Annotated in this window: 9 protein-coding genes; 4 read left to right on the top strand and 5 right to left on the bottom strand. The window is 72.5% G+C overall.

Features of this window, described 5'->3' with window-relative positions:
- The first annotated feature begins 80 nt into the window (after positions 1-80).
- The gene (locus tag ACFQVC_RS09715; protein WP_381828953.1) at positions 81-1,940 is read left to right on the top strand and encodes an alpha-L-fucosidase; all 1,860 of its coding nucleotides are present in this window, start codon (positions 81-83) and stop codon (positions 1,938-1,940) included.
- 60 nt (positions 1,941-2,000) lie between these two features.
- Here ACFQVC_RS09715 and ACFQVC_RS09710 read toward each other — a convergent pair whose 3' ends face one another.
- Entirely contained in the window at positions 2,001-2,573 is a 573-nt protein-coding gene (locus ACFQVC_RS09710; RefSeq protein WP_381828951.1) for a TetR/AcrR family transcriptional regulator, read from the bottom strand.
- 194 nt (positions 2,574-2,767) lie between these two features.
- On the opposite strand from ACFQVC_RS09710, the gene ACFQVC_RS09705 reads away from it, so the two are divergent.
- Positions 2,768-4,204 (top strand): amidase, encoded by a 1,437-nt coding sequence (locus ACFQVC_RS09705; protein WP_381829530.1) that lies wholly within the window; start codon positions 2,768-2,770, stop codon positions 4,202-4,204.
- Between the two features lie 9 nt (positions 4,205-4,213).
- Here the strand turns inward: ACFQVC_RS09705 and ACFQVC_RS09700 are convergent, their stop codons facing one another.
- The gene (locus ACFQVC_RS09700; RefSeq protein WP_381829528.1) at positions 4,214-5,356 is read right to left on the bottom strand and encodes an MFS transporter; all 1,143 of its coding nucleotides are present in this window, start codon (positions 5,354-5,356) and stop codon (positions 4,214-4,216) included.
- A gap of 150 nt (positions 5,357-5,506) precedes the next feature.
- On the opposite strand from ACFQVC_RS09700, the gene ACFQVC_RS09695 reads away from it, so the two are divergent.
- Positions 5,507-6,253 carry an AraC family transcriptional regulator gene (locus ACFQVC_RS09695; protein WP_381828949.1) on the top strand — a complete coding sequence of 249 codons (747 nt, stop codon included), beginning with the start codon at positions 5,507-5,509 and terminating at the stop codon, positions 6,251-6,253.
- Positions 6,254-6,278: 25 nt separating this feature from the next.
- On the opposite strand, the gene ACFQVC_RS09690 is transcribed toward ACFQVC_RS09695, so the two are convergent.
- From ACFQVC_RS09690 to ACFQVC_RS09680, 3 genes are read right to left on the bottom strand one after another with little or no spacing between them, the layout of a single operon-like run.
- Positions 6,279-6,917 (bottom strand): LysE family translocator, encoded by a 639-nt coding sequence (locus ACFQVC_RS09690; protein WP_381828947.1) that lies wholly within the window; start codon positions 6,915-6,917, stop codon positions 6,279-6,281.
- A 9-nt stretch (positions 6,918-6,926) separates the two neighbouring features.
- Positions 6,927-8,279, bottom strand: coding sequence for a hypothetical protein (locus ACFQVC_RS09685; protein ID WP_381828945.1), 1,353 nt, complete (start codon positions 8,277-8,279; stop codon positions 6,927-6,929).
- A complete protein-coding gene (locus ACFQVC_RS09680; RefSeq protein ID WP_381828943.1) occupies positions 8,269-10,641 on the bottom strand; it encodes a hypothetical protein in 2,373 nt (790 codons plus the stop codon). Before ACFQVC_RS09680 ends, ACFQVC_RS09685 begins: the two co-directional genes overlap by 11 nt.
- Before the next feature lie 174 nt (positions 10,642-10,815).
- Between ACFQVC_RS09680 and ACFQVC_RS09675 the strand changes: the two genes are divergently transcribed.
- On the top strand, positions 10,816-11,859 hold the full coding sequence (locus ACFQVC_RS09675) for an esterase/lipase family protein (RefSeq protein ID WP_381828941.1): 1,044 nt from the start codon (positions 10,816-10,818) through the stop codon (positions 11,857-11,859).
- Positions 11,860-11,871 lie beyond the last annotated feature (12 nt).

Below are 11,871 nucleotides of genomic sequence, written 5' to 3'. Positions count from 1 at the left end.
TGAGGCCAGTTGCAGGCGTTGACATCGGATGTCTGCGGTTCTACGGTCCCCAGCGATCCGACGAACTCAGGAGCCGCCCCATGCGCACACCCCACGGCCGCACCAGGCGAAGAGTCACCGCACTGACCCTGCTCCTCGCGTCCGCCCTCGCCGCCGCCGTCCTGCCCACGGCCTCCGCCGCACCCCGGCCCGGACCGTCCGCGGCGGGACCCGGACCGTCTACGGCAGGACCCGGCACCGACTACGCCACCGACGACCCCTTCTCGGCCGACCGCACCAGCTGGTTCCGCAAGGACCGCTTCGGCATGTTCATCCACTTCGGCGCCTACTCCAACCTGGAGGGCGAGTACACCAGGCCCGACGGGACCGTGTGCCGGGACGCCGAGTGGATCCAGCGCCAGTGCGACATCCCGAAGGACGCGTACGAGAAACAGGCCGCCACCTTCAACCCGGCCGACTTCGACGCGAAGGCCGTGGTCAAGGCGGCCAAGGACGCCGGGATGCGGTACATCGTCATCACCTCCAAGCATCACGAGGGCTATGCGATGTGGCCGACGAAGGTCAACTCCTGGAATCTGCGCGACCATTCGGCCTTCGACAAGAACCGCGACATCCTCGCCGAGCTCAAGAAGGCTTCCGACGAGGCGGGCATCAAACTCGGCTTCTACTACTCGATCTGGGACTGGCACGACCCCGACTTCCCCGACCCGGCCACCTTCCCCAAGTACGAGAAGCGGATGTACGCCCAGCTCAAGGAGCTGATCGACACCTACGACCCGGCGCTGCTCTGGTTCGACGGCGAATGGGCCACCGACAAGCCGAACAACCCCTGGACGGCCAGGGACGGCGAACGCCTCGAGGCGTATCTGCGCGGCCTCGACCCCGGACTCGTCATCAACAACCGGGTCGGCAAGCGCCGTGTCGTCGACGGCGACTACGGCACCCCCGAGCAGGAGATCCCCGGCGCTCCGGTCGACGGCCAGCTGTGGGAGTCGTGCATGACCCTCAACGGGCACTGGGGGTACGCGCGTTACGACCAGGACTGGAAGTCCGGCACCACCCTCGTGCGCAATCTGCTCTCCACCACGTCCCGCAGCGGCAACTATCTCCTCAACGTCGGCCCTGACGCCCGCGGCCGCATCCCGGCGCCCTCCGTGGAGCGCCTGAAGGAGATGGGCACCTGGCTGCGCACCGCCGGGCAGGGCGAGGCCGTGCACGGCGCCGGCTTCGGCGGCCTCGTCGAGGAGCCGCAGTGGGGCACGGTCAGCCGCAAGGGCGACAAGCTGTACGCAGCCGTCACCCAGTGGCCCGCGGCCGGCTCGGCCCTGCACCTGAAGGCGCGCACGGACTTCACGGTGAAGTCGGCGCGGGTGCTCGGCTCCGGCCAGCGGGTCGAGGTCACCAAGTCCGGTGACGGCTACGACCTCAAGCCGTCTGGTACCGCCACCAACCCCACCGCCACCGTCATCGAGCTGACCGTGGACCCGGGCCCGACCGCACCCGCGGGCCGGGGCACGGGCCTCAAGCAGGAGATCTTCGACACCCCCGAACTCTCCGGCAGCCCGAAGGTCACCCGCACCGACCCGAGCGTCAACCACTCCTGGAAGTTCACCGGTTCACCGGACCCGGACATCGCGTCCGACGGCTTCGGAATCCGCTGGACCGGCGCCGTCGAGCCGCGCCGCAGCGAGACGTACACCCTGTCGACGGTCTCCGACGACAAGGTGCGCGTCTGGATCGACGGCACGCTGGTCATCGACGCGTGGTCGCCGCACGAGCCCCGTATCGACAAGGCCCAGGTGAACCTCAAGGCCGGCACCCGGCACTCGATCAGGATCGAGTACGCGGAGCAGACCGGCGAGGCCCATATGAAACTGCTGTGGTCGAGCCCGGGACAGGAGCAACAGGTCGTCCCGCGCGAGCAGTTGTACCCGAGGTAGCCCGCGGCTGCGGGGTGCTGAGGGCCGGGCGGCCGGGAGCCGCCCGGCCCGCCCCGACGCCTACTCGGCCCCGAGCCCCTTCACATAGGCGTCGAGGACCCTCCCGGCCTCGGCGCGGTCGAGCTGGCCGAGCAGCGTCTGGACGGTGAGGCCGTCCGCGAGGGCCAGGAGCGTGCGCGCCTCGCGTCCGGCGCGGGCGGCTGGGGCGCCGGTGGCGGCGCGGATGAGCCGGGTCAGCAGGGCGTGCGCCTGCGGGTAGGCGCCCTTGAGGATCGTCGCCAGATGCGGGGTGACGGCCGCGCGGGCCACGAAGGCCAGCCAGACCTGCGCCTCGGGACGCCGGCCGGTGTCGATCAGCGCCACGTCGTGCGCGGCGCGGGACAGGGCGGCGGCCGGGGAGTCCTCATCGGCGGTGCGCACCCGGGCGGCGAACTCCTCGCTGACGTGCGTGAGCGCGACCACCAGCATTTCGTCCTTGGTGCGGAAGCAGCGCTGCACCGCCCCCATGGACACACCGGCCCGCTCGGCCACGTCGCGCAGGGTGACCCCCTCGAGCCCGCGCTCGTCGGCGAGCCGGCAGACGGCCTCGACGACCTGCCGGCGCCGCTCGTCGTAGTCCACCTGTCGCGGCATGTGCGGTTCATCCTCCGTCGGCTCGGTCCGTGCCCCTGCGGGTGCGGATTCCCGTGCGGTCCCTGGGCGGAAATTTTTCCGATGCGTGCGTATCGGAAAGCAGTCTACAATCTTTTCCGATGCAAGCGCATCAGAACGTGGACGTCCGGCCGGAGAACGGCACAGGCGGACCGGACAGGAAGGTCGTACGACACATGGACACGGGCACCGGCGCCGACACCGGCACCGAACTCTGGAAGCACACCGCCGCCGAACTCGCGGCGGCCGTCGCGGGCGGCGAGGTCAGCGCCCTTGAGGTCACCGAGAGCCATCTCGCGCGGATCGCCGAGGTCAACCCCGCGGTGAACGCCGTGACCCGGCTGCTCGCCGACCGCGCCCGCGAGGACGCCGCCGCGCTCGACCGGCGGCTGGCGGCGGGGGAGCGCCTCGGGCCGCTCGCCGGAGTGCCGTTCACGGTGAAGGAGAACATCGGCATCGGGGGCGTACCCACCACGCACGGCATCGCACGGTTCAAGGACCTGGCGCCCGCCGTGGACGCACCGCCGGTGGCCCGCCTTCGCGCGGCCGGCGCGATCCCGGTCGGGCACAGCAACATGCCCGATCTGACCCTCGGCGGGATGCATCCGCGCAGCGAGCTGTTCGGCGAGACCGCCAACCCATGGCACTCAGGGCGCACCCCGGGCGGCACGAGCGGCGGCGACGGCGCCGCGGTCGCCTCCGGTATGGTGCCCCTCGGCCTGGGCAACGACTCGGGCGGCTCGGTCCGTATCCCGGCCGCCTTCTGCGGTATCGCCGGCCTCAAGCCCAGTTTCGGGCGCTTCCCCGCCGACCACCGCCTCGGCCCCGAAGATCCGACCCTCGCCTCCCAGCTCATCCCGGTCGACGGCCCGTTGGCGCGCACGGTCGGTGATCTGCGGCTCGCGTACGAGGCGCTGGCGGGCCCCGACCCGCGCGACCCGCGCGCCGTACCCGTGCCGCTGTACGGGCCCGCGCCCGAGGGCCCGCTCAAGGTCGCCCTGGTGGCCGACCCCGGCGGCCAGGGCGTACACGCCGATGTGCGGGCGGCACTCGCGGCGGCGGCGGACGCGCTGCAGGACGCCGGGTACGAAGTGGAGGAAGTGCCCGACGTGCCGCGCCTGGCCGAGACCGTCGAGGCGTACGGGCGGATGATCCACACCGAGTTCTCGCTCGTGTGGCCCGCCATCAGCCGGATCATCCCCGAGTCGAGCCGTTCGTACATCGAGATGTCCATGGAGCGGGCCGCGCCCGCCGAACTGCCCGAGTATCTGCGGCTGACCGGAGTGCGCCTGAGCATCCAGCGCGCCTGGGCGGAGTTTCTTGGCCGCTACCCGCTGCTGCTCGGCCCGGTGTTCACCGAGCCGCCGGTCGAACCCGGCCTGGAATCCGCGCACTTGGAGGGGCACGAGCGGGTGACCCGTGCCATGCGGCTGTGCTCGGCCACCAGCTTCGCGGGTCTGCCCGCGGTCGCGGTGCCCGGAGCCGTCGTCGGAGGACTGCCGCAGGGGGTGCAACTGGTGGCCTCCGCCTACCGGGAGGACCTGTGCCTGGACGCCGCCGCGGCCGTCGAGCGCAGGGTGGGGGTGCTGACGCCGGTGCAGCCGCGCTCGTAGGGGCGGGCCTCAGCGGCTTCCCTGCGCACAAGGGAGCTGCCCGGGGTCCTTGAGCGTACGCAGCAGCAGCAAGGCCACCGCGGGCAGCGCGATCAGCGGGAGCAGGGCGGTGCGCAGGGAAGTGGCGTCGGCCAGGGCGCCGATGAGCGGGGTGGCGAGACCGCCGACGCTGACCGCGAGACCCAGGGTGACGCCGCTCGCGGTGCCCACGCGGCGCGGCAGATAGTCCTGGCCGAGGGTGATGTGCAGGGAGAAGGGCACATACAGGCCGGCCGACGTGAGGGCGACGAACACGTAAAGCGCGGGGCCGGGCACCAGGACGACCCCGGCCACGGCGAGGACGGTCAGGGCGTAGGAGCGGCGCACGACCGCGACGCGGCCGAAGCGGGACGCGAGCCGCCCGCCCGCCACCGTGCCCGCCGCGCCGCCGAGGTAGAGCACGAACAGCGCGGCCGTACCGGCGAGTTCACCGCCTCCGGTGCGCCCGCTCGCGTACAGGGAGATGAACGCGCCGAGGCCGACGAAGACGACCGAGCGGCAGACGACGGCCCCGGACAGTCTGATGAAGGACGCCCAGTCGTCAACTCCCGCGGGCCTGTCCGGCCGGGAGCCGGAGGTGGCGGCGCCGCTACGTGCGATGCCGCGTACCGCCCCCGCACACAGGACCGCGCCCGCGAGGGCGGGGACGGCCAGGAGCGGCGACGCGCCCAGGCCGCCGGTGGCGACGACAGCGGAGACGAGGAGCGGCGCGGCGGCGAAACCGACGTTGCCGCCCAGGGAGAACCAGCCCATCGCCGTATGACTGCCGCGGCTCGCGCTGCGCGCCGCGCGGGCGGCCTCCGGGTGGTACGCGGCCACGCCGATCCCCGACAGCGCCACGACCGCGAGAGTCAGGGCGTAGGAGCCGCCGACCCCGGCGGCGGCCACCCCGGCGCCGCCCGCAAGCGTGCTCACCGGGAGCAGCCAGGGCATCGCCCACTTGTCGGTGAGCGCCCCGAACAGGGGCTGCACGACGGAGGACAGCAGCGATGCGGCGAGGACGAGACCCGAGGCGGCGGCGTAGGAGTAGGCGCGCTCGGCGACGAAGTACGGGACCAGGGCGGCCACCGCGCCCTGGTACACGTCCACGCACGCGTGGCTCAGCGAAAGCAGGGTGAGCGGCCGCGGACGTCTTCCGGGCGGGCCGCCCGAACTCCCTTCGTCCGAGCGCCGATTGCGTTCCTTGTACGAGATCTGGTCGTCGGTCACCGCCTCATCGTGGCCGCGACCCGCGCTGGCGCGCTTCCGATAAAGTGCCAATCCATGCCGGATATCCGCCACACTCCCGAGGCGCCCACACGCAGCCAGGTCCTCGCCTCCGGGGAGCGCATCGACGCACACCGCCACGACGACCACCAGATCGTCTACGCGGGCTCGGGCGTGCTCGCCGTCACCACGGAGTCCGGAACGTGGTTCGCACCCGGCAACCGCGCGATCTGGGTCCCCGCCGGCTGCGTCCACGCCCACCGGGCCCATGGCCGGATCGCGCTGCATCTGCTCGGCCTTCCCGCGGACACCAACCCGCTCGGCCTGTCCCAGCCCACCGTCCTTGCCGTGAGCCCGCTGCTGCGCGAACTGATCCTCGCCTGCACCCGCGAGCCCCACGACGAGAGCCCGGAAAGCCGTCGTCTGCGCGCGGTACTCCTCGACCGGCTGCGCGCCTCACCGCAGGAGCCCGTGCAGCTGCCCGTGCCTCGCGACCCGCGCCTCGCAGCCGTCTGCGATCTGCTGCGCCGCAACCCCGCGGACCCCCGCACGCTGGCCGGCTTCGCCGCGGCCGCGGGAGCAGGGGAGCGCACCCTCAGCCGGCTCTTCCGCGCCGAACTGGGCATGACGTTCCCCCAGTGGCGCACCCAGCTGCGGCTCTACCACGCGCTGCGCATGCTGGCCGACGACCTGCCGGTCACCACCGTCGCCCACCGCTGCGGCTGGGCGTCGACCAGCGCGTTCATCGATGTCTTCCGCCGCTCGTTCGGCTATACGCCGGGCACGCACAACCGCCGCCCCTGACCGGCAGGGCGAGAAGTCGAAGCGATCAGTCGGAGACCGCGAGCCGCACGCCGAGGCCGATCACCGCCGTGCCGGTGACACGGTCCATGAGGCGACGGGCTGACGGGCGCCGCAGCCAGCCGTGCAGGGCGTGGGCGAAGCCGATCAGGGCGGTCGACCAGACGAGCCCGAGCAGGACGTGGACGCAGGCCAGGAGCACACCCATGGCGAAGTGCGGGGCGCCGGCGGGGATGAACTGGGGCAGGACGGCGACGTAGAAGACGCCGACCTTGGGGTTGAGCAGATTGGTGAGCGTGCCCTGCCGCCAGCCGCCGAGCAGACCGTCACCTGCGGCGGGGTCCGAACTGCCGTCGTCCGGCCCGGGGTCGGTGCGGCGCAGCGTGTGCCACAGCATGCGGCCGCCGAGCCACAGCAGATACGCGGCACCCGCCCAGCGCAGGATGTCGTACGCCAGTTGCGAGGCGGTGAGCAGCGCCGTCAGGCCGAGCGAGGTGAGCGTGCCCCACAGCAGCGTGCCGGTCTGGATGCCGAGGACCACGCCCCAGGCGCGGCGGCGCCGGCCGAGCGCGGCGGTGCGCAGGACGAGCGCGGTGTCGATGCCGGGCGTGACGGTGAGCAGCCCCACGACGAGCGCGAAGGACCACAGGGCGGTGCCGAGTTCCATCCCGGCAGCCTATTCACGCGTCCTGCCGCGCGAGAAGTCACCCCTGGCCACCCGGCCCGCGAGGCCGTCACGGACCAGCGAGCCGTAGCCCGTCGCCGCCCAGACGCTGCGGTCGGCGGGGACCTCGAAGTACGGCACCTCGCGCCCTTCGTCGGTGCGGTCGGTGAGCACTTCGGGGGCGCGGCGGGCGCGTACCGCGGCCACGCATTCCGCGCAGCCCGCCACATCGAGCTGTCGGCGCCGGCCGAGGGGGCGCCAGCGAAGGCGGCGTACGGCACGGCCGTGCAGCGGGTTGAAGAAACACAGCGGATGGCCGGGACCGGCGGCGTCCGCGCCGCTCAGAGCGTCGCGGCCCTCGGCGACCAGGGCGAGCACCCCGGCCAGGTCCGCCACTCCACGGGCGCCGGCGAGCACCGTGTTCGCGGCGTCGTACGCGTCCAGGGCCCACAGCACTCGGGCCGTGCTCTCCTCCGACGCGTCGGCGGTCTCCGCCTCCTGCACCGCCTCGGACAGGGCGAGGATCTCGGCCTCGGCGCGGCGCCGCAGCTCCGCCTCGTCGGCCGCGCGTGCCGCGGCGTACACCGCCTGCGGCGAGGCGAAGGGGGCGCCGGGCGCACTCAGGGCACGGCCGCCGCGGCGACGGCGCCGGAGCGCGTAGCCGACCGCGCCGACCAGCAGCACCGCGCCGGTGCCCGCGCCCGCCGCAGGCCACGGGAAGCCGTCATCGGACGCAGCCGTGTCCCCGGCGCCGGAAGAGCCGCCGGACGAGCCGTCGGTCGAGCCGGGGCCGGGGTCGTTCAGATCGGCGGTGGCGTCCTCGTAGACCTTCTTGCCGTTGCCCTCGTCGACCAGTTCGACGGCCTTGGCGACCCGGGCCGCGAGCCCCGCGTCGTCCATCTCCTCCAAGTGGCCGACCGCGTTGACGGCGGCCGATGCCTGGTGCTTCTCGCCCGGCCACTCGTAGCCGCTGAGCCAGTCGCCCAGATCGCTCGTGGTGATCAGGACGAGGTCGTCGGCGCCGAGCCGGTCGTGCACGACCCGCGCCAGGACATCCGGGTCGCCGCCGAACGCGTCTCCCTTGACCAGCGGCACCAGGGCGACCTTGATGGGCAGTTCCGTCTTCTCGATCTGCCGGGTGAGCCGCTCCCGCTGCTGCGGCCGCACGGCTCCGGCGTACGACGGATCGACGTAGACCGGATCCTTGCGCAGTGCGTCCGCGATCTTCTGGCCGGGGCTGTCGGCCGCGGCGGCCGTACCGCAGGCCACGGTGAGCGGCCCCGCCACGGCCGCGGCGAAGGCGAGCACGGCGCCTGCGAGGCGCCGCCCGACGCCACTGGACAGCCGCCTGACATCACTGGACACCGGCGTACTCCTGTACCTGGCTGATCAGTCGGGGAATCCCGTCGCGCACCGCGGGCAGCGGCGCCGCCGCGTCCTCGTAGGGGATGCGTTCGCGTCCCGCGCCCGGCAGCGTCAGCCGCAGCGCGGCCGGGACCGGGGCCTGGTCCCGGATGGTGTTCAGGCAGCCGCCGCACATCGGCACCCGCCGGTTCACGCCTTCGGGGCGGCGCACCCGCCGTCTGCCGGTGGCCGCGCCGTGCAGCGGATTGACGTGGCAGCAGTTGTCGGCGACGCCCACCTCGTTCCGCTTCAGATAGGTGCGGCCCACCCGGGCGAGGACGATGGCGGTGGCCAGTTCGGCGGCCCCGGCGTCGTCGTCGACGCGCTGGTCGGAGTCGCGGTCCACGAGCAGCGTCGCGGCGTCCAGACAGTCCCACACCCGCAGCCGGACGGCGCCCTCGGGCGCGGCGGCGTCGAACTCGCCCGACAGGGCGTCGATTTCACTGCGTGCGGTACGCCGCAGATACGTCGCCGAAGGCGCCGCCGGTGCCTTGAAGCCGCCCTGCGCGGCTGGTCCGGAGGAGCCCGTGGTCGTGCGTCCGCGCAGGACGAGGCGCGTGAGACCCATCCCGGCCGCGGCCACGCCGAACAGCAGGAGCGCGCATACGGCGCCCACGAACAGGCCGGGCCAGAAGTCACCCGAGTACAGCGGCGCGAGCGTGCGTTCCGCGGCGGGGTCCTCGGGGGTGTCGGCCTCGTAGGGCGGCCCGCCGGCCTCCGTGGTCCTGGGCGCCTTGTCGAGGAAGGTCATCAGGCGGTCGAGCCGGTCGCCGAGGCGCAGATCGGAGCTGTCGTCGTCGAGGTTCTCGTAGGCGATGCCGTCCGGCAGGTCGAAGAGGTAATTGCCGTCCAGCTTGAGCCCGTAGTTGACGAGTTCGATGTCACCGCTGAGCGGGTCGGCAAGGACGTACACGCCGTCCTTGCCGAGCCGCTGGTGCAGATAGCGGGCGAGCACCATCTGCTCGCCGCCCGACTCGTCCTCGGTCAGCTGCGGCACGACGGCGATGAACACGTCGCCCGGCCCGAACTGCTGGGCGGCGCGGCGCAGTTCGGCGATGCGGCCCGCGGTGAGCTGCTGCGGGCTCTCGCCGTCGGTGTACACCGGGTCCTGGCGCAGACCGGCGGCGACGCGGTCGACGCGGGCCGTCATATCGGCTGGGGTGGGCGGGGGAGCGGCCTCGGACGTGGTCTGGTCGAAGACCTGCGGGGCCGCGACGCCGATGGCCACGGCGGCCACGACGGCGAGAACGGCCTCCAGGGGGCGGGGCATGAAACGGGGCAGGGCGGGATCCGCGGCGCCGGACGCCCCCGGCTTCTTGTTCCTGCCGCCCGCCTTGTTCGCTGCGCCCGCCTTGCCTGCCTTGCCTGTCTTGGCGGCCTTGCCGGTCTGTGGCGTCTCGCCGTGCCGCAGCCGGTGGCGCCGTCGTCGGAAGTACGGGCCGAGCAGCAGGATGAGCAGCGGGACGGTGGTCAGCGCGATACCGGTCACGAAGGACTGGTTGTCCCGGTCGGTGCTCGAGATATGCAGCTGCGCGGGCTCGTCGTCGCCGTCGCCGTACTTCTTGCGGGCCGCCTCCGCGCGTGCGGCGGCCGCCTTCTTGTCCAGGGCCAGGACCTCGGTGAACCGCTTGAACTGCAGGAGGGCGCCCGCGTCGTAGGGGAGTTCGTAGAGGGCGGTGGTCTGGGCGTCGTCCGCCGGGGCCTCCACGCCGAACGACATCGCCTCGTTCACGCCCAGGTGGTCGAGCGCGACATACACACCGTCACGGCCCAACTCGTCGTGGACGCTGCCGAGCAGCCCCTCGGCCGTGTTGGCCTCGCCCGGCAGCACCATGACGTAGAGGGGCACATCCGCACGCTTCGCGAGCCGCGCGAAGTCGGGGGCGAGGGAACGGGGCACCTCGCGGGGCAGTTGGTCGCTGATGTAGACGGGGTTCTCGCGGAGGCGCTGCGCGAGGTAGGCGGCTTGGGTGCGGCGGTCTTCGGGGGCGGGGGTGGGGCGCGCGGCGGCGGTCGCCTCTTTGTGCGCGGCGGTCCCGCTCTTGTACGTGGCGGTCCCGCTCGTGTACGCGGCCGCGTGTGCCGAGGGGAGGGCGGCCGTGCACAGGAGTGCGCAGGCGATGAGGGCGCCGAGGAGTCCGCGGTGTCCGAGGAGTCCGCGGTGTCTGCGGCGCACCCGGTATCCGTGGCGTCCGCCGTGGCGGCCGTATCCGCTGTGACCGTCGTGACCGCTGTATCCGTCGTGTCCGTCGTATCCGCCGTGTCCGTCCAGTGCGCGTCCGCGCTCCGGGCCGGGCGCGGCGCCCCCGTTCCGCTTGCTCATTCGCGGCACTCTACCCAGGCGCCGCACGGCCCCTGACGCGGCCCGGTCCTTGCCGTGTGCGCGGGCGGTCCGAGTGCGGAGGGTCATCAAATGGAGCAGTCCGTGATGCGCAGAGTGACGGGCTGGATGACGGTGGAGACCTGCCATGCCCCTGACGTAACTGCGAGGTCCCGTATGCCTGTTCGCTCTCTCTCCCGGTGGGTCCTGCCCCTCTCCCGGTGGTCCAGGCGTGCCACCGCCGTCTGTGCGGCCACCGCGGCCACGGCGGTGCTCATGACGGCGCCCGCCGCAGCCGTGGCCGGGCCCGCCGGCAAGCCGGCCGACGAGCCGTTCGGTGACAAGGTGGCCGCCGCGAAGAAGTTCGAGACCAAGAACCTGCCAGGGGTCAACGACTGGTCCTGCAAACCCTCGGCGGCACACCCACGGCCCCTGGTCCTGGTGCACGGCACCTTCGACGCGGGCCGGGTGTGGGGCGAGACGGCCAAGGACTACAAGAAGGCCGGGTACTGCGTCTTCTCGCTCGACTACGGAAAGTCCGGCGGACTGCTCAGCCTCGTCGTCGGCGGCATCGACTCCGTCGCGAAGTCGGCGAAGGAGCTCGCCGTCTTCGTCGACGGCGTCCTGCAAGCGACCGGCAAGAAGCAGGTCGACATCGTCGGGCACTCGCAGGGCGGCATGATGCCCCGCCAGTACATGAAGTTCGAGGGCGGCAAGGACAAGGTCCGCACCCTGGTCGGCATCTCCCCGTCGAGCCACGGCACCGGCAACTCCGACTTCCAGGAAAGCCTGATCGAGAGCAACCCCGATCTGGAGGGGCTCCTGGAGAGCGTCAAGGGCATGACGGACATCATCGTCGGGCCGATCGTCGACATCCCGTGTCCGGCCTGCAACGACCAGCGGATGGGCTCGCCGTTCATGAAGAAGCTGAACGCCGGCGGGGACACCCTGCCGGGAGTCGACTACACGGTCATCGCCACAAAGAAGGACTCCGTCGTCACCCGCCCCAAGGACCAGTTCCTCAAGCCGACCGAGCCGAGCCACAAGGTCAAGAACATCCTGCTGCAGGACGTGTGCCCCGACAACGACGCCAGGCACCCGAACTCGGTGTCCGACCCCGTCGCCACGCGCCTCGCCCTCAACGCCCTCGACCCCGAGCACGCGGTGAAGCCGACGTGCCCGACGCTCGCCGACCGGCTCAAGGAGCTGCTCCCCTTCTGACCTTTCCGGCCT

The organism is Streptomyces monticola, from assembly GCF_042665355.1.
GTDB classification, from domain to species: Bacteria; Actinomycetota; Actinomycetes; order Streptomycetales; family Streptomycetaceae; genus Streptomyces; species Streptomyces monticola.
This window is presented reverse-complemented; position numbering and strand designations above follow the sequence as displayed.

Coding starts and splice junctions, on each gene's coding strand:
- ACFQVC_RS09715 (WP_381828953.1), top strand. CDS start 81: ATGCGCACACCCCACGGCCGCACCAGGCGAAGAGTCACCGCACTGACC.
- ACFQVC_RS09710 (WP_381828951.1), bottom strand. CDS start 2,573: ATGCCGCGACAGGTGGACTACGACGAGCGGCGCCGGCAGGTCGTCGAG.
- ACFQVC_RS09705 (WP_381829530.1), top strand. CDS start 2,768: ATGGACACGGGCACCGGCGCCGACACCGGCACCGAACTCTGGAAGCAC.
- ACFQVC_RS09695 (WP_381828949.1), top strand. CDS start 5,507: ATGCCGGATATCCGCCACACTCCCGAGGCGCCCACACGCAGCCAGGTC.
- ACFQVC_RS09690 (WP_381828947.1), bottom strand. CDS start 6,917: ATGGAACTCGGCACCGCCCTGTGGTCCTTCGCGCTCGTCGTGGGGCTG.
- ACFQVC_RS09680 (WP_381828943.1), bottom strand. CDS start 10,641: ATGAGCAAGCGGAACGGGGGCGCCGCGCCCGGCCCGGAGCGCGGACGC.
- ACFQVC_RS09675 (WP_381828941.1), top strand. CDS start 10,816: ATGCCTGTTCGCTCTCTCTCCCGGTGGGTCCTGCCCCTCTCCCGGTGG.